This is a genomic window from Xanthomonas sp. CFBP 8443, from assembly GCF_025666195.1.
Lineage (GTDB): Bacteria > Pseudomonadota > Gammaproteobacteria > Xanthomonadales > Xanthomonadaceae > Xanthomonas_A.
In genome coordinates, this window is the sequence record NZ_CP102592.1 from 3,082,873 (window position 1) to 3,099,914 (window position 17,042).

16 protein-coding genes are annotated in these 17,042 nt (G+C 71.4%); 8 read left to right on the forward strand and 8 right to left on the reverse strand.

Annotation, left to right across the window (positions count from 1 at the left end; translation table 11 throughout):
- Positions 1-109 precede the first annotated feature (109 nt).
- Complete coding sequence (locus tag NUG20_RS12840) at positions 110-2,182, forward strand: GGDEF/EAL domain-containing response regulator (RefSeq protein ID WP_263394861.1); 2,073 nt, start codon at positions 110-112, stop codon at positions 2,180-2,182.
- A 108-nt stretch (positions 2,183-2,290) separates the two neighbouring features.
- Here NUG20_RS12840 and htpX read toward each other — a convergent pair whose 3' ends face one another.
- The gene (gene htpX, locus NUG20_RS12845; protein WP_263394862.1) at positions 2,291-3,178 is read right to left on the reverse strand and encodes a protease HtpX; all 888 of its coding nucleotides are present in this window, start codon (positions 3,176-3,178) and stop codon (positions 2,291-2,293) included.
- A gap of 102 nt (positions 3,179-3,280) precedes the next feature.
- Here htpX and gluQRS point away from each other — a divergent pair, with 102 nt between their 5' ends.
- From gluQRS to phaR, 4 genes are all read left to right on the forward strand, one after another.
- The gene (gene gluQRS, locus NUG20_RS12850) at positions 3,281-4,189 is read left to right on the forward strand and encodes a tRNA glutamyl-Q(34) synthetase GluQRS (protein ID WP_263394863.1); all 909 of its coding nucleotides are present in this window, start codon (positions 3,281-3,283) and stop codon (positions 4,187-4,189) included.
- 58 nt (positions 4,190-4,247) lie between these two features.
- Positions 4,248-4,988 carry a beta-ketoacyl-ACP reductase gene (locus NUG20_RS12855; protein WP_263394864.1) on the forward strand — a complete coding sequence of 247 codons (741 nt, stop codon included), beginning with the start codon at positions 4,248-4,250 and terminating at the stop codon, positions 4,986-4,988.
- Between the two features lie 77 nt (positions 4,989-5,065).
- Positions 5,066-5,209 carry a hypothetical protein gene (locus tag NUG20_RS12860; protein ID WP_263394865.1) on the forward strand — a complete coding sequence of 48 codons (144 nt, stop codon included), beginning with the start codon at positions 5,066-5,068 and terminating at the stop codon, positions 5,207-5,209.
- Entirely contained in the window at positions 5,202-5,717 is a 516-nt protein-coding gene (gene phaR / locus NUG20_RS12865) for a polyhydroxyalkanoate synthesis repressor PhaR (protein WP_263394866.1), read from the forward strand. Before NUG20_RS12860 ends, phaR begins: the two co-directional genes overlap by 8 nt.
- Before the next feature lie 172 nt (positions 5,718-5,889).
- On the opposite strand, the gene NUG20_RS12870 is transcribed toward phaR, so the two are convergent.
- The 6 genes from NUG20_RS12870 to NUG20_RS12895 all read right to left on the reverse strand — a co-directional run bounded on the left by NUG20_RS12870 (position 5,890) and on the right by NUG20_RS12895 (position 13,490).
- Complete coding sequence (locus tag NUG20_RS12870) at positions 5,890-6,846, reverse strand: TraB/GumN family protein (protein ID WP_263394867.1); 957 nt, start codon at positions 6,844-6,846, stop codon at positions 5,890-5,892.
- A 16-nt stretch (positions 6,847-6,862) separates the two neighbouring features.
- Positions 6,863-7,792, reverse strand: a complete 930-nt coding sequence (locus NUG20_RS12875) for a DUF1684 domain-containing protein (RefSeq protein ID WP_263398474.1) — start codon at positions 7,790-7,792, stop codon at positions 6,863-6,865.
- The gene (gene mutL / locus NUG20_RS12880) at positions 7,792-9,657 is read right to left on the reverse strand and encodes a DNA mismatch repair endonuclease MutL (protein WP_263394868.1); all 1,866 of its coding nucleotides are present in this window, start codon (positions 9,655-9,657) and stop codon (positions 7,792-7,794) included. Before mutL ends, NUG20_RS12875 begins: the two co-directional genes overlap by 1 nt.
- Before the next feature lie 159 nt (positions 9,658-9,816).
- Entirely contained in the window at positions 9,817-11,448 is a 1,632-nt protein-coding gene (locus NUG20_RS12885) for an N-acetylmuramoyl-L-alanine amidase (RefSeq protein ID WP_263394869.1), read from the reverse strand.
- A gap of 81 nt (positions 11,449-11,529) precedes the next feature.
- A complete protein-coding gene (tsaE, locus tag NUG20_RS12890) occupies positions 11,530-12,009 on the reverse strand; it encodes a tRNA (adenosine(37)-N6)-threonylcarbamoyltransferase complex ATPase subunit type 1 TsaE (protein WP_263394870.1) in 480 nt (159 codons plus the stop codon).
- On the reverse strand, positions 12,006-13,490 hold the full coding sequence (locus NUG20_RS12895; RefSeq protein WP_263394871.1) for an NAD(P)H-hydrate dehydratase: 1,485 nt from the start codon (positions 13,488-13,490) through the stop codon (positions 12,006-12,008). The genes tsaE and NUG20_RS12895 overlap by 4 nt, the downstream gene beginning before the upstream one ends.
- 23 nt (positions 13,491-13,513) lie before the next feature.
- Between NUG20_RS12895 and queG the strand changes: the two genes are divergently transcribed.
- From queG to NUG20_RS12910, 3 genes are read left to right on the forward strand one after another with little or no spacing between them, the layout of a single operon-like run.
- Positions 13,514-14,641 (forward strand): tRNA epoxyqueuosine(34) reductase QueG, encoded by a 1,128-nt coding sequence (gene queG, locus NUG20_RS12900; protein WP_263394872.1) that lies wholly within the window; start codon positions 13,514-13,516, stop codon positions 14,639-14,641.
- A gap of 26 nt (positions 14,642-14,667) precedes the next feature.
- Positions 14,668-15,999: an exodeoxyribonuclease VII large subunit gene (gene xseA / locus NUG20_RS12905; protein ID WP_263394873.1), complete on the forward strand. Its 1,332-nt coding sequence runs from the start codon at positions 14,668-14,670 to the stop codon at positions 15,997-15,999.
- 43 nt (positions 16,000-16,042) lie between these two features.
- On the forward strand, positions 16,043-16,438 hold the full coding sequence (locus tag NUG20_RS12910; protein ID WP_263394874.1) for a hypothetical protein: 396 nt from the start codon (positions 16,043-16,045) through the stop codon (positions 16,436-16,438).
- A 44-nt stretch (positions 16,439-16,482) separates the two neighbouring features.
- Here the strand turns inward: NUG20_RS12910 and NUG20_RS12915 are convergent, their stop codons facing one another.
- Positions 16,483-17,025 carry a lipocalin family protein gene (locus tag NUG20_RS12915; protein WP_263394875.1) on the reverse strand — a complete coding sequence of 181 codons (543 nt, stop codon included), beginning with the start codon at positions 17,023-17,025 and terminating at the stop codon, positions 16,483-16,485.
- Between the last annotated feature and the right edge of the window lie 17 nt (positions 17,026-17,042).

Sequence of the window (17,042 nt, forward strand, 5' to 3'; positions counted from 1 at the left end):
ATCGCAGCCTGCTTTTGCCAATCCCCAATCCCGAATTCCCAATCCCGGCCCCACACACATGGACGCCGCAGCGGGCATCGTGTATTAAACCCCGTCCCCGGGAGGCTCCATGCAGACAGGCAAAGACACCACCCTCCGGCTGATGATCGTCGACGACAGCGGTGAAGACGCCGAGGCGATCGTCAGCAGCCTGCGCAACAGCGGCATCGCGGTGCGGCCGTCGCGGCCGCAGCACGCGGAGGAGCTGGGCGCGATGCTCGCCGCGCAGCCGATCGACCTGGTGCTGAGCGCGCGCTCGCAGGCCATCCCGCTGCCGCAGGTGCTGCAGCGCGTGGGCGCCAGCGGCAAGGACATCCCGGTGATCCTGCTCGCCGACAGCATCGACGAGAACGAATGGATCGAGGCGGTGGCCGGCGGCGCGCGCGCGATCGCGCTGCGCCAACGCCCCGAACACCTGCTGGCGGTGCTGCGCAACACTTGGGCCGACCTGCAGGCGCGCCGCGGGCTGCGCCGGATCGAGGCGCAGATGCGCGAGACCGAGCGCCGCTGCGACGCGCTGATCGCCTCCTCGCGCGATCCGATCGCCTACATCCACGAAGGCATGCACATCCGCGCCAACGAGGCCTACCTGGAGATGTTCGGCTTCGACTCGTTCGACGACGTCGAAGGCATCTCGCTGCTGGACATGGTCGCGCCGCAGCACGTGGAGGAGTTCAAGCAGCTGCTGAAGGCGCTGGGCAAGGGCGAGCCGCCGCCGGCGCAATACCAGGTCGACGCGCGCACGATGGCCGGCGAGAGCTTCCCGGCGACGATGGAGTTCGCCACCGCCAGCTACGAGGGCGAGGCCTGCGTGCAGGTGGTGTTCCGCCGCCGCGAGGAATTCGATCCGGAACTGGCGCGCGAGGTCGAGGACCTGCGCCAGCGCGACCAGGTCACCGGCCTGCTCAACCGCCCGACCTTCATGCTGGCGCTGGAGAACGCGGTGGCCCAGGTCGGCCGCGGCGACGGCCACTACGGCTTCCTGCTGGTCGAGCCCGACCACTACGCGCGGTTGCTGGCCGACATCGGCCTGGACTCGGCCGACGCGCTGGTGGCGGCGCTGGCCCAGCACCTGGCCGCGGCGATCGACGGCGATGTGCAGGCCGCGCGCTTCGGCGAGCACAACTTCGCGCTGCTGCTGCAGGGCGACTATGCCCGCACCGCGGCGCTGGCCGAGCGCCTGCTCAATGCCTACGCCGCGCACGTGTTCAGCGTCGGCGAGCGCTCGGCCACGGTCACCGTCAGCATCGGCGGCGTGCAGATCGGCGAGAAGATCGCCACCGTCGGCCAGGTCCTGGCCCGCGCCAGCGAGAACGTGCAGGCCACGATCGAGCTGGGCGGCAACGCCTGCAAGATCTTCGACCCCGGCGCGGCCGACCGGGTCGAGGAAGAGCGCATCCAGCGCTGGGTGCAGCACCTGCGCGCAGCGCTGGCCGGCGACGGCTTCCTGCTGCACTACCAGCCGGTGCTGAACCTGCAGGGCGAGCCGCACGAGCTGTACGAGGCCTACCTGCGCCTGGAACGCAACGACGAGATCATCGGACCGACCACCTTCCTCGGCATCGCCGCCGAGCACGGGCTGATGGCCGACATCGACCGCTGGGTGGTGGCGCGCGCGATCGCGGTGATCGGCGAGCGCCAGCGCGCCGGCCATGCCACCAGCCTGCTGGTCAAGATCAGCCCGGACGCCTTCGCCGACCCGCAGATGGTGGAGCTGATCCGGCGCGAGCTGGCCGCGCACGGGGTGCCCGGCGAGCGCCTGTGGCTGCAGACGCCCGAGGCCAAGGTGTTCACCCACCTGCGCAACGCGCAGCAGTTCCTCGCCCATGCCACCGGGCTGGGCTGCAAGGTCGGGCTGGAGCAGTTCGGCTCGGGCCTGGACTCGTTCCAGCTGCTGGCGCACTTCCAGCCCTCGTTCCTGAAGCTGGACCGCGGCTTCACCCAGGACCTGGCGCAGACCCGCGAACACCAGGAAAAGATCCGCGAGATCACCGAGCGCGCGCAATCGGCCGGGATCCGCACCATCGCCGAGTTCGTCGCCGACGCCACCTCGATGAGCCTGCTGTTCAGCGCCGGCGTCGACTACGTGCAGGGCGAGTTCGTGGGCCTGGCGGCGCCGGGGATGACGTTCGATTTTGCTTGAAGAGCCGGGACGCGGGACTCGGGACTCGGGACCCGGAAAAGCGCGCGAACGGACGCGGTGATGGTGTGGGGCGGGATCCTTCCCGCCCCGACTGGTTCGAGCGGGCGCTCAGCTCACCGTCGCGTTGACGTGCGAGGCGCGCAGGGTGGCGATGCGCTCGGACAGCGGCGGGTGGCTCATGAACAGCTTGCGCAGGCCCTGGCCGAGGCCGCCGGCGATGCCGAACGCCTGCACCTGCGACGGCAGCGTGCTCTGCCCGTGGTTGAGTTCCAGCCGCTGCAGCGCCGCGATCATCTTGCCGCGACCGGCCAGGCTGGCGCCGCCGGCGTCGGCGCGGAACTCACGGTAGCGCGAGAACCACATCGCGATCATCGTCGCGAACAGGCCGAACACCATCTCCAGCACCATCACGATCGCGTAGTAGGCCAGACCACGGCGGCCGCCCTCGCGATTGCCGGACAGATACCCGTCGACGATCCCGCCGACCACCCGCGCCAGCACGATCACGAAGGTGTTCAGCACGCCCTGCAGCAGCGCCATCGTCACCATGTCGCCATTGGCGACATGGCTGATCTCGTGGGCGAGCACCGCCTCGGCCTCGTCCTCGGTCATGTTCCGCAGCAGACCGGTGGAGACCGCGACCAGCGCATTGTTGCGGTTGGCGCCGGTGGCGAAGGCATTGATCTCCGGCCCGTCGTAGACCGCGACCTCGGGCATGCCGATGCCGGCGGCCTGCGCCTGCCGCCGCACCGTCTCCAGCAGCCAGCGCTCGGTGTGGTTGCGCGGCTCGGTGATCACCTGCGCGCCGGTGGCGCGCTTGGCCATGAACTTGGACAGCAGCAGCGACACCAGCGAGCCGCCGAAGCCGAACAGCGCGGCCATCACCAGCAGCCCGCCCATCTGATTGGGATTGATGCCGAACACGGACATGACAATGCCGGCCAGCACCAGCACCGCCAGATTGGTGATGAGGAACAGGGCGATTCGATTGAACATGTAGGCGTGGACTCCGCACCGGGAAAATGAAGGACTGCCTCGAATCTGCGGCGCGGACAGCTTGAATTCAAGCGCGCACCTGACCGACGATTCAGCTTGCCCATGCCCTCGCCTCCCTACCGCGGCCGTTTCGCGCCCTCGCCCACCGGCCCACTGCACCTGGGCTCGCTGCTCGCCGCGTTCGGCAGCTGGCTGCTGGCGCGCCATGCCGGCGGCGAGTGGCTGCTGCGCATCGAGGACGTGGACCGGCCGCGCAGCGTGCCCGGCGCGGCCGAGCGCCAGCTCGCCAGCCTGCGCGCCTGCGGCCTGGAAGCGGACGCGCCGATCCTGCGCCAGAGCGAGCGCGGCGCGGTCTACCAGGCCGCGGCGCAGCGCCTGCTGCAGGCCGGACTGGCGTTCGCGTGCAGCTGCAGCCGCAGCGAGCTGGCCGCACAGGGCGGCGTGCACCATCGCTGCGTGGCGACGCAGCCGCGGCCGCAGCCGGCGCTGCGCTTGCGGGTGGCGCCGCACAGCGTGGTCGCGTTTCGCGACGGCGTGCGCGGCGAGGTCGCCCAGGACGTGTACGCCGAAGTCGGCGACTTCGTGCTGCTGCGCGCCGACGGCTGCTGGGCCTACCAGCTGGCGGTGGTGGTCGACGACGCCGCGCAGGGCATCAGCGACGTGGTGCGCGGCGCCGACCTGCTCGATTCCACGCCGCGGCAGATCCTGCTGCAGCGCGCGCTGGGCCTGCCGACGCCGAACTACCTGCACCTGCCGCTGCTGCTCGGCGCCGACGGCCGCAAGCTGTCCAAGTCGCACGCCGCGCTGCCGCTGGACGACGCCGATCCGCTGCCCGCGCTGCGCCTGGCCTGGGCGCTGCTGGGCCAGGTTCCGGCAGCGCTGGCCGGCGCCGGCTCGGTGGCCGCGCTGCTGGCGGCGGCGCTGCGCGGCTTCGAGCCGGCGCGGCTGCCGGCGCAGGATCGGACGCCGCGCGACGCGGCCGGTATCCCCAGCGACACCAAGGCTGACTAGAATCGAGGTTTCGGCCGCAACGCGGCCCTCTCCCCTCTTCCCTATCCGGAGCGAATCCATGACATCACGCGTTGCGCTGGTCACCGGCGGTACCGGCGGCATCGGCACTGCGATCTGCGAGCGGCTGGCCGCGCAGGGCCACCGCGTGGCCAGCAACTACCGCGACGAGCCCAAGGCGCGCGCCTGGCAGCAGCGCATGCGCGACCGCGGCCACGAGATCGCCATCGTCGCCGGCGACGTCGCCTCGCCCGACCACGCGCAGGCGCTGGTGCAGGAGGTGGAGCGGCAGCTCGGCCCGGTCGAGGTGCTGGTCAACAACGCCGGCATCACCCGCGACACCACCTTCCACAAGATGACCGCCGAGCAGTGGCACGAGGTCATCAACACCAACCTCAACTCGGTGTTCAACGTCACCCGCCCGGTGATCGAAGGCATGCGCAAGCAGCGCTGGGGCCGGGTCATCCAGATCAGCTCGATCAACGGCCTGAAGGGCCAGTACGGCCAGGCCAACTACGCCGCGGCCAAGGCCGGCATGCACGGCTTCACCATTTCCCTGGCGCGCGAGAACGCCGGCTACGGCATCACCGTCAACACCGTCTCGCCGGGCTACGTGGCCACCGACATGGTCATGGCGGTGCCGGAAGAAGTGCGCGCCAAGATCATCGCCGACATCCCGACCGGGCGCCTGGGCAGGCCGGAAGAGATCGCCTACGCGGTGGCGTTCCTGGTCGCCGAGGAAGCGGCCTGGATCACCGGTTCCAACCTGGACATCAACGGCGGCCACCACATGGGCTGGTAGCGATGGCGACTGAACCGCTCAGGTCGGCAGCGGCACAGTCGAGGTAACGCTACCGAAAATGCTGCAGCTGGCATCGCGTGTCCCGCATCGGCGCCGCGCGCATGCTGCGCAGCATTTTTTTTGCCGCCGGCCCCGAGTTCAGGGGCTTGCGGCGGTTGCAAGCCCTGCTGCGCTGCGCCATGCTGCGCGCCTACCGTCAAGAGCGACCGCTTCATGGCTGAGATCCGCATCATCAAGAAGTACCCCAATCGCCGCCTCTACGACACCGAGATTTCCAGTTACATCACCATCGAAGACGTCCGCCAGTTGATCATCGACGGCGAAGAATTCGAGGTCCGCGACGCCAAGACCGGCGAAGACCTGAGCCGCGCGGTGTTGCTGCAGATCATCGCCGACCAGGAACAGGACGGCGAACCGATGCTGTCCACCCAGCTGCTCAGCCAGATCATCCGCTTCTACGGCGATTCGCTGCAGGGCTTCATGGGCAACTACCTGGAGCGCAGCATGCAGGTGTTCCTGGACCAGCAGCAGCAGTTCCGCCAGCAGATGGGCAATCTGCTCGGGCAGACGCCGTGGACCATGATGAACCAGCTGACCGAGCGCAACATGGAGCTGTGGCAGGAATTCCAGCGCAACCTCGGCACCGGTTTCGGCCGCCCCGCCGCCGGCGCCGCCAAGCCGAGCGAGCCGCCGGCCGCCGGTGCCGCACCGAAGTCGCGGGCGCGCTGAGGCGTCCCGTAGAGCGCATCGCCGCTCGCACCTTGTAGGAGCGGCTTCAGCCGCGACAGGCTTTACTGACAATGCCTGTCGCGGCTGAAGCCGCTCCTACAAAAATGTCCCTACTCCTAACCGGCGCACACGGCGCTGCATTGGCTCGGCGCTGCAATCCTGTTGTCGCTGCTCAGCGCGAACGCGGCGCTGGCGACGCCCGGATCCGCTCGACCTTGTAGCCGCGCGCGCGCAGCGCTTCGACCACGCCGTCGGGGCCGAGCAGATGCAAGGCGCCGACCACCACCAAGGTGTCGCCCTGGCCATCGCGCAGGCGCTGTTCCAGCCGCGGCAGCCAGGCCTGGTTGCGATCGACGTTGATGCGCTGGTACAGGCGCGGATAGTCGCGCTTCATCTCCACGCCGATCTCCTGCCACAGCTGGCGCTCGTCGCCGCGGCGCCAGGTGTCGTGCAGGCGCCGGGTCTGCGCCGCGCCCTGTTCGGCATCGTCGAGCGCTTCGATCAGCATCTGCCGCTGCTCGAGCGGCTCCATGCCGTCGAGCATCGCGATCTGCGTCTGCGCGGTTTCCAGGCCTTCCACGGCCTTTCCGGCCTGCACCGCCATATCCATGAAATGCCGGTCCAGGCCGGCGTCGGCCTGCAGGCCCTGCGCCTTCATCTCGGCGATGCTGATGCTCAGGCCGACGAACCACGGTTCGAATCCGCCCATCTGCTGCAGCGGCAGGCCGTGGCCGTCGGCGTAGCGGCGCAGGCGCTGCCAGGTGGCCGCATCCAGGTCGTCCTGCAGGCGCTTTCCGTCCTGGCGTTGCGCCGCCTGCAGCATCTGCGCGCCCAGTTGCGGCGCGTCCACGTCCTGCGGCGACAGTTCGAACAGCAGCCGCGGCGACGCCGCGTACGCCGCATCGACCTCGCGCGCCAGCGGGTAATCGTCGGGCTTGAGCAGATGGAACGAGCCGAGCAGGTACAGCGCGCCGCGCGGCCCGTCGACCTTCCACAGCAGCGGCGTCGGCGGCGCGGGCGTGGCGCTGGGCGTGGCGACGGGAAGCGGTGCGCGCGCCGGCGCCGGTACGGCGGCGAACAGGGTCAGGCACAACAACAGGCTGCGCAGCAGGCGCGGAATCGGCGTCATCGGAGTCTCGGGTCAGTCAGTGCGCGGCGGCGTAGCTCTTCTCGCCGGCCTCCACCGCCAGGTCCAGCCGGTTCTCCGGCGGCGGCAGCGGGCAGGTCGCGAACGGGGTGAACGCGCACGGTGGGTTGTAGGCGCGGTTGAAATCCAGCACCACGCTGCCGTCGGCGTTGGGCGCCGGCACGTCCAGGAAGCGACCGGCCGGATAGCTGCCGCGGCCACTGGTGCGGTCGGCGAACACCACGAACAGCGGGCGCCCGGGTTCGCCGATCGCTTCCAGGCGCAGGCGCTTGCCGTCGCGCTCGAACTCCAGCGCGCCGGCATTGGGCGATTCGGTGGTGACGCCGATGATGTCGACGATCGGCAGGGTCTTGCCCGGCGCGTTGGGCACGAAGCGGCCGCGGATGCGCCAGGATTCGGCCGGCGGCCAGTCGCTCAACCCGGCGAAGCCGAGCCGGGTCGGCGCGTCGGCGTGCTTGACCCGCAGCGCATAGCGGCCGCCGCGCGCGATCAGGCTCAGCTTGCCCTTGCCGTCGTCGAACTCGACCACGCTGGGCGTGGCGTCGTGGTCGCTGTACAGGCGCGTGCGCCGCTGCAATGGCTTGCCGTCCATGCGCAGCGCCGCGCCGGGCTCCGGGGTCAGGAACACCTGCCCGTCCACGCGCGACACCAGCGCCATCCGCGCCGGTCCCACCGCCAGGCGGATGCCGCTGCCGGGACCGCTGCCGATGTAGTGTTCCTTCAGTTCCAGCCAGTGCAGGCCGACCAGGCTGGTCCAGCCGTCGGGCGCCTGCAGTTCCTGCCTGCGCTGTTCGCGCCAGCGCTGCTGATCGGCCAGGAACGCCTTGTCGGCGAGCGCCGGCGCGGCCGGTGCCGGCGCCTGCTTGCCGCATGCGCCCAACGCGAGCAGCGCGACGAGCAGCGCCGTCGTTCTTCCCCACTTGCCCATCAGCGCCCCCGTAAGAACCATCGATCGATCTCGCCCAGCGTGAAGCGCGCCCAGGTCGGGCGTCCATGATTGCACTGCCCGGAGCGCTCGGTGGCTTCCATGTCGCGCAGCAGCGCGTTCATTTCCGGCACGGTGAGGCGCCGGTTGGCGCGCACCGCGCCGTGGCAGGCCATCGTCGACAGCAGTTCGTCGCGCGCGCCGGCGACGCGGCGGCTGTGGCCGTGCTCGCGCAGGTCGGTCAGCACGTCGCGCAGCAGAGCTTCCGGTTCGGCTTGGGCCAACAGCGCCGGGATGCTGCGCACGTGCAGCGACTGCGGGCCGCTGCGGGTGATCTCGAAGCCCAGCGCGGCCAGCGTGTCCGCCTCGCGCTCGGCGGTGTCGGCATCGCGCTCGCCCACCGCCAGGGTGATCGGCACCAGCAGCGGCTGCGCATGCAGGCCGATGCCGTCGTGCGCGTTCTTCAGCCGTTCGTAGCCGATGCGCTCGTGCGCGGCGTGCATGTCGACCACGATCAGGCCTTCGGCGTTCTCGGCCAGGATGTAGATGCCGTGCAGCTGCGCGATCGCATAGCCGAGCGGCGGCACGCCGCTGTCGGGCGAGGTCGGCGGCAGGCCGCCGGCCGCATCCTGGGCCTGCAGCGGCAGGGTCGCCGCCGCCCCATCGGCGCTCCCCGCGGGCGCGGCATACAGCGCCGCGTAGGCGGCCGGGGCCTCGTTGACGCGCAGGCCGAGCGGCGATTGCGCCGGGCGCCATTGCGCGCCGTAGCCGCCGCCCCCGGTGCCGCTGCCCACCGCGCCGGACATCGGCAGCGCGCCGCCGGCATACGCCATCGGCGGCGCCTGCGCGGCATCGCCGGCGGTCGGCGTACTGCCGGCGCGGGTCTGCGCCAGCGCGTCCTGCAACGTGCGATAGACGAAGTCGTGGATCAGCCGCGCATCGCGGAAGCGCACCTCGTGCTTGGCCGGATGCACGTTGACGTCGACCCGCGACGGCTCCAGTTCCAGGAACAGCACGTACGCCGGCTGGCGGCCATGGAACAGCACGTCGCCGTAGGCCATCTTCACCGCATGCGCGACGCTGCGGTCGCGCACCGAGCGGCCGTTGACGTACAGATACTGCTGATCGGCGCTGGCGCGCGAATAGTGCGGCTGCGCGATCCAGCCGTGCAGGCGCAGCCCGGCGCCGCTGTGGTCCACGCGCAGCGCCTGCCGCGCGAAATCCTCGCCCAGGGTCTCGCCCAGCCGCGCATCCGAATACAGGTCGCCGGGCTTGTAGCGCCGCGACGGCTTGCCGTTGTGGGAGACGCGCAGCTCCACGTCCGGGCGCGCCAGCGCCAGCGAGCGCAGCCATTCCTCGATGTGGCCCAGCTCGGTGCGCTCGGCGCGCAGGAACTTGCGTCGTGCCGGCACGTTGTAGAACAGCTCGCGCACCTCGACCGTGGTGCCCGGCGCCTGCGCGCGCGGCTGCACCTGGCCGACCTTGCCGCCGTCGACCTGCAGCGCCACGCCATGTTCGTCGCCGGGACGCCGCGAGGCCAGGGTGAAGCGGCTGACCGAGGCGATCGACGGCAGCGCCTCGCCGCGGAAACCGAGCGTGCCGACCGACTCCAGGTCGTCGAGCGAGGCGATCTTGCTGGTCGCGTGGCGCGAGACCGCCAGCGGCAATTCCTCCGGCGCGATGCCGCCGCCGTCGTCGCGGATCCGGATCAGGCGCACGCCGCCCTCTTCCAGGTCGATGTCGACGCGGCGTGCGCCGGCATCCAGCGCGTTCTCGACCAGTTCCTTGACCACCGAGGCGGGACGCTCGACCACCTCGCCCGCGGCGATCTGGTTGATCAGGATGTCGGGCAACTGGCGGATGCTCATGTCGGCTCCTGCGCGCACTGCGGCGCGCACGCGCAATGCAGACGCCGCGCGATCGCGCCGGATTCGGAAACGGGAGAACAGCAACGGTTACGGAACATCGGCACGGCTCACGGCGCGGACGCCGTCATGAGGATCAGCCGGCGATGATAGCCGAGCGCCTCAGCGGCTGCCGCCGGCGACGGTGCTGGCGGCTTCGGCCTCGGCCTGCGCGCGCGCCGCGAACAGCGTGCCCGGCGGCGGCTGCCGGGTGAAGAAGGTATTGACCCCGTCCAGCACCGCGCCGGCCAGGCGCCGCTGGTAGCCCGGATCGGTCAGCCGACGCTCTTCGTCCGGATTGGAGATGAAGGCGGTCTCGACCAGCATCGCCGGCATGTCCGAGGTGCGCAGCACCGCGAAGTTGGCGCGCTCCAGTTCCGGCTTGTGGTTGTTGCCGATCCGCTTGAGCCCGCCCAGCACGTGTCCGGCCGCGTCTTCGGAGGCCTTCATGTGCCCGCTCTGGGCCAGGTCCAGCAACACGCTGGCCAGGGTGCTGTCGGTCTTCTGCAGGCGCACGCCGCCGACCAGGTCGGCCGCGTTTTCCTTGTCCGCCAACCAGCGTGCGCGCTGCGAGGAGGCGCCCTTGGTCGACAGCACGTAGACCGAGGAGCCGGTCGCGCTGCGGTTCTCGGCGGCGTCGGCGTGGATCGAGATGAAGATGTCGGCCTTGGCCGCGCGCGCCTTCTGCGCGCGCATCGGCAGCGGGATGAACACGTCGCTGTCGCGGGTCATGTAGGCCTTCATGCCTGGCGTTGCGTTGATCTGCCGCGCCAGTTCGCGGCCGATCGCCAGGGTCACGTCCTTCTCGCGCTTGCCGGTCGGGCCGGTGGCGCCGGGATCCTGGCCGCCGTGGCCGGGATCGATAGCCACGATCAACGGCCGCATGCCCGGCTTCATCGCCACCCGCGACGGCGCGCTCGGCATCACCGGGCGCGCTTCGGCCGCGGCAGCCACGGCCGCGTCGTCGGCGCTGGCCACGGCATCGGGCTTCGCCGGCCCCGGCGCTGCCGCGACGCCCTGCTGGCCAGGCACGGTGCTGCTGGTCGAAGGGGCCGGCACCAGAGTTCCGGTCGCCGCCACCGCGGCCTGGGCCGCAGCGGGTGCCGCCATCGCACCGGCCATCGGCGCCGGCGTCGGCGCTGCGCTGGACGGCGCCGTGGGTGCCGGTGCGGGCGCCGGCGCCGCACGCTGCACCACCGACGAGGTCAAGGCCGCGGTCGCGCGTGCCGCTTCCTGGCGTGGATCGGGCGTCGGCTTGGCCGCGACCGCATCCGCGGCGGCGGCAGGCTGGGGATTGCTGGACGCGGTCGATGCCGGCGCGGCGGCACTGGCGCTGACCACCGGCTTGGCCGACGACGCATCGCCCGGCCACTCGATCACCAGCACCGAACTGCCGCCGACGGTCTGCATCTGCGGCTTGAACGCCACCACCGGGCTGCTCAGGTCGAACACGATGCGCAAGGTGCCGGGAACCGGATGGCCGGTGCGCACGGCGGTGACAACGCCGTTGCCGGCGGGCAGCTTCAGGCCTTGCGCGGCCGAGGATTCGGGCAGATCGACGACCAGCCGGTTGGGATTGGCCAGGGTTAGCGTGGTGAAGCCGCCGCTGCCCTGCAGCCGGATCTCGGCGCGGGTGCCGGTGGCGCCATTGCCGACCGACACCGCCTGCACCTGGCCCGCAAACGCCGATTGCGCCGCTAGGCACCAGCCTGCGGCGATGGCGGAACAGGCGAAAAATCGGATCCCCAGGCGCATGGGGGCGATTCAAGCATCACCGCGCCATAAACACAAGCGGTTTTCCCTTAATAATCCATAACCTGCCTGCACTTCCTAGTGTCAGCCGACAGAAAGACCGTGCAAGTCGTCCCGTTCTGCGACCCGCGCCAGCCACGCCTCGCCCACCGCGGTGCCGGTCCGCAACTGCACCGAGCGTCCGGCATCGTGCAGTGCCAGCGCCACGGCCAGATCGGCGGGCGGCAGCATGTCGCCGCCGCGTTCGGGCCATTCCACCAGCCACAGCGTCGCCGCGGCTTCGTCGAGCCCCAAGAAATCCAGTTCGCCGGCGGCCCCGATGCGGTACAGGTCCAGATGCCAGGCTTCGCCGTCGGACAGCGGATAGCGCTCGACCAGGGTGTAGGTCGGGCTGCGGATCGCGCCCTGCACCCCCAGCGCGCGCAGCAGCGCCCGTGCCAGGGTCGATTTGCCGGCGCCCAGATCGCCATGCAGGTGTACCGTCGCCAGCGCAGGGCGGGTGGCGGCCAAGATCTGGCCCAGGCGCTCGGTGGCGTCGCTGTCGTGCAGATGGAGATGCATCATCGCTCCGCCTCCGGATTGGCCAGGTGGCGCAGCGCCGGCAGCAGGTCGGACGGCAGCAAGCCGCGTTGGCCGGCGGCGGCGGCGCGATCGCCGGCCGCGGCATGCAGCAGCGCACCAACGCTGGCCGCGTCGAACGCGTCCAGACCCTGCGCGCGCAGTGCGGCGATCACCCCGGTCAACAGATCGCCCATGCCGCCAACCGCCATGCCCGGATTGCCGGCGGCGATGACCCGCGGCACTCGCCCTGGCGCGGCGACGATGCTGCCGGCGCCTTTCAGCACCACCGTCGCCTGGTAGCGCTCGGCCAGCGCCGCGGCGGCGGCGAAGCGGTCGCGCTGCACCTCGGCGGTGGCGATGCCGAGCAGGCGCCCGGCCTCGCCCGGATGCGGGGTCAGCACCGCGTCCGGCAATGCGCGCGGCGATTGCGCCAGCAGGTTCAGCGCATCGGCATCGATCACCATCGGCAACTCCGCCGCCAGCGCCAGCCGCCACAGGCCCTGCGCCCACTCGTCCTGGCCCAGACCTGGACCGAGCGCGACCACGCTCGCCTTGCGCAGCAGCGGCGCCAGCGCGGCGCCGTCCTCGACCGCGTGCGCCATCGCTTCCGGACACCGCGCCAGCAGCGGCGCCACATGCGGTGCGCGCGTCGCCACGCTGACCAGGCCGGCGCCGCCGCGCAACGCCGCTTCGGCCGCGAGCATGACCGCGCCGCCGCTGCCGAGGTTGCCGCCGATGCACAGCACGTGGCCGGAATCGCCCTTGTGGCTGTCGCGCCGGCGCGGCGCCAAGCGCGTGCCCAGCGCCGCGGCGGTCCAGGCCTGCGCCTGCGGCGTGCAGCCGTCGAACGCGGCGGCCGGCACGTCCAGCGTCGCCAGGGTGGCGTCGCCGACATGGTTCAACGCCGCACCGGTGTGCAATCCGGCATGGGCGACGATGAACTGCACGGTCAGCGTCGCCGGCAAGGCCGCGCCGGGCACGCTGCCGCGCTCGGCATCCACGCCGCTGGGCACGTCCAGCGCCAACACCGGCGCACCGAGCCCGGCCAGTGCGCCCAGCAAGGCGGCCAGTTCGGCGTCGGGTGCGCGATTGAGGCCGATGCCGAGCAGCGCGTCGACGACCACGTCGGCCTGGTCCAGCGCGGCATCGAACACCTCGATGCGGCCGCCGACGCCGATGTAGTCGGTGCAGGCGCGCTGCGCCAACGCCGATTGCGGGCCGCGCCCGGGAAGATGCAGCACGCGCACGCGGCGTCCGGCGCAATGCGCGAGCCGCGCCAGCACGTAGCCGTCGCCGCCGTTGTTGCCGGTGCCGCAGGCCACCAGGATGCGCTGCGCCTGCGGCCAATGCTGCAGCAGCGCCTGCCAGGCGGCCTGGCCTGCACGCTGCATCAGCGTGTAGCCGTCGCCACCTAGCAAGGCCGTGGCCTGCGCGTCGAGGCGCCGCGCGGCGGCGGTGGCGTAGAGATCGAACGAGTCGGGCATGCGCCAGATTCTATACTTGCACCATGTCCAGCAACGTTGCTCCTGTCGATCCCCATGCCGCCGCCGCGCGCATTCGCGCGCTCGCGCGCGAGTTCGGCTTCCAGCGCTGCGGCATCGCCGGGATCGAGCTGCAACAGGACGAGGCACATCTGCGCGACTGGCTGGCGCAAGGCCTGTACGGCACGATGCAGTGGATGGCGCAGCATGGCGACAAGCGCGCGCGCCCGGCCGAACTGATTCCGGGCACGCTGCGGGTGATCTCGGTCGGTCTGGACTACGGCCGCAACGACGACGATTCGGCCTGGGACACGCTGCGCGACGGCGAGCGCGCCTACGTCGCCCGCTACGCGCTGGGCCGCGACTACCACAAGCTGATGCGCAACCGCCTGCAGAAGCTGGCCGAGCGCGTCCAGGCCGAGATCGGCCGCTTCGGCCATCGCGTGTTCGTCGATTCGGCGCCGGTGCTGGAGCGCGCCCTGGCGCGCGACGCCGGCCTGGGCTGGATCGGCAAGCACACCTGCCTGATCGACCGCAACGGCGGCTCCTGGTTCTTCCTCGGCGAGATCTACGTCGACCTGCCGCTGCCGATCGACCCGCCGGCCAGCGCGCATTGCGGCACTTGCACGCGCTGCATCGACGTGTGCCCGACCCAGGCGATCGTCGCGCCGTACCGGCTGGACGCGCGCCGCTGCATCGCCTACCTGACCATCGAGCACGACGGCGCGATTCCCGAGGAACTGCGCCCGGCGATCGGCAACCGCATCTTCGGCTGCGACGACTGCCAGCTGGTGTGCCCATGGAACAAGTTCGCCAAGCGCAGCGACGAACCCGACTTCCGCGCCCGCAACGACCTCGATCGGGCCACGCTGGCGCAGCTGTTCGCCTGGGACGAAGACGAGTTCCTGCGCCGCACCGAAGGCAGCGCGATCCGCCGCAGCGGCCACGAGCGCTGGCTGCGCAACCTGGCCGTGGCGCTGGGCAATGCGCCTACCACGCCGCAGGTGCTGGCCGCGCTCGGCGCGCGCGCACAGCACGCTTCGCCGCTGGTCCGCGAGCATGTGCAATGGGCGCTGGCGCGGCATGCAGACGCAGCGTCCACAAGCGACGGCGCCACGCCGCGACCGGCCGATCACGCCGACGTGCGACGATAGACGCCCGCACCCATCGCAACGCCCGCATGCCCGATCGCGACGACCAGATCCTCAGCCCCAGCCAGCTCAACACGCTGGCGCGCGATCTGCTGGAAAGCGCGTTCCCGCTGGCCTGGGTGGAAGGCGAACTGGGCAACGTCACCCGGCCCTCGTCCGGCCATCTGTACTTCACCTTGAAGGACGCGCGGGCGCAGGTGCGCTGCGCGATGTTCAAGCCGAAGAGCCAATGGCTGAAGTTCGTGCCGCGCGAGGGCCTGCGCGTGCTCGCGCGCGGCCGCCTGACCCTGTACGAGGCGCGCGGCGACTACCAGTTGGTGCTGGATCATCTGGAGGAAGCCGGCGAAGGCGCGTTGCGCCGCGCCTTCGAGGAACTCAAGGCCAGACTGGCCGCCGAAGGCCTGTTCGCCAGCGAGCGCAAGCGCGCCCTGCCCGCCTTCGTGCGCCGCCTGGCGGTGATCACCTCGCCCAGCGGCGCGGCGGTGCGCGACGTGCTGAGCGTGCTCGGCCGGCGCCTGCCGCTGCTGCAGGTGGACATCCTGCCGAGCCTGGTGCAAGGCGACAGCGCCGCGGCGCAACTCACCTCGCTGCTGCAGCGCGCCGATGCCAGCGGCCGCTACGACGCGATCCTGCTGACCCGCGGCGGCGGCTCGCTGGAAGACCTGTGGGCGTTCAACGACGAACGCCTGGCGCGGGCGATCGCCGCCGCGGCCACGCCGGTGGTGTCGGCGGTCGGCCACGAGACCGACGTGACCCTGGCCGACTTCGCCGCCGACCTGCGCGCGCCGACGCCGTCGGTCGCCGCGGAACTGCTCGCCCCCGACCAGCGCGATCTCGCCGCGCGCCTGCGCGGCCAGCACGCGCGGCTGCTGCAGTGGCAGCAGCACCGCCTGCGCCAGGCGATGCAACGCGCCGATCGCGCCTTGCTGCGGCTGCAGGCGCAGAGCCCGCAAGCGCAGCTGCAATTGCTGCGACGGCGCCAGCAGGATGCCGCGCGCCGCCTGCTGGCGCTGTGGCGGCAGCAGCAAGAACGCCGCGGCGCGCGCCTGCGCCATGCCGCCGCGGTGCTGCGCACGGCGCAACCGCAACGGCGCCTGGCGGCCCTGCGCGAGCGCCTGCTGGCGCTCGGCAGGCGCCCGCAAGCGGCGATGGCGCGCCAGCTGCAGGCCGACGCGCAACGCCTGCGCGCGCTGGCCCGCGCGCTGGAAACGGTCAGCCCGCTGGCCACGGTGACGCGCGGCTACACGATCCTGACCCGGGTCGACGACGGCACGCTGGTGCGCTCGACCACGCAACTCGCGCCCGGCGACCGCCTGCGCGCGCGGCTGGCCGACGGTGAGGTGACGCTACGTACAGAATGACTGCGGCAACCTGTCGCGACCGTTGCTCATCGTTGCCCCCCTCATGCCACAACAGACTTCCAACGAGCAACGCATCAAGGCGGTGCTGCAAGGCATGCGCCGCGCCGAGCGCGACAGGGCCGGCCAATTGTCGCGCACGAACGACACGCTCTCCCTGATCGGCGGCGCCACCTACGGCTCCGCCGGCGACGCGCAGCGCGTGATCGACTGGCTGGCGCGCGATGCGCACACGCTGCCGCAGTTGCGTGCCGAACACCTGGCCGATGTCGGCGAGACCATCTGCATCGTCTGGAACGGCTGCGGTGGCGACCATGCCGCGCTGTCGCAGTGGTTGAACGGCCGCCACGCGCAGCTCGACGGCCATACGCCGCGTCAGCTGCTGCAGGACGGCGCCAGCGCCCGGCTGCTCGCCGCAGCCCGCGTGGCCTTCGCCGCTTAGCGGCGATGTGCCGCGCGCAGTCGCCCGCGGACCGGCGCGCGGGCTCAGTCCAGCGGCGCGACGACCAGCAACGGATCCAGGTCGTAGCCCATCGCCACCGCCCTGGCCTTGATCTGCTCGAACAGCGCGCGCGGCATCCGCGGCGAACGCGACAGCACCCACAGGTATTTGCGGTCCGGTTCGCCGATCAGCGCCCACTGGTAGTCCGGATCCAGCGCGATCACCCAGTAATCGGCCCAGACCATCGGCACCCAGGCCAGCCAATCGGGCGCGAAACGCACCTGCAGCCGTCCGGGATGGCCTTGGACCCGCCGTGCCACGCCCTCGGCGGCGAGCACGCCGTCCTTGCCGGTCCGGCAGGCGTTGCGCACGCCGACCAGTCCGTCGTCGCGCAGCATGTAGGCGGCGGTGATGTCGCCGGTGCATTTCTTCTGGAACGACACCGGCAGGTGCGCGATTTCGTGCCATTGCCCGGCGTAGCGGCCCAGGTCGAACTCGGCGACCGAGCTCACCGGCTGCGCGGCCCGCGCCGGCAGCGCCAGGCACAGCACACAGGCCAGCAGCATCGCGATCGATGAATGACGCATGCGCGATCCAGCAAGGG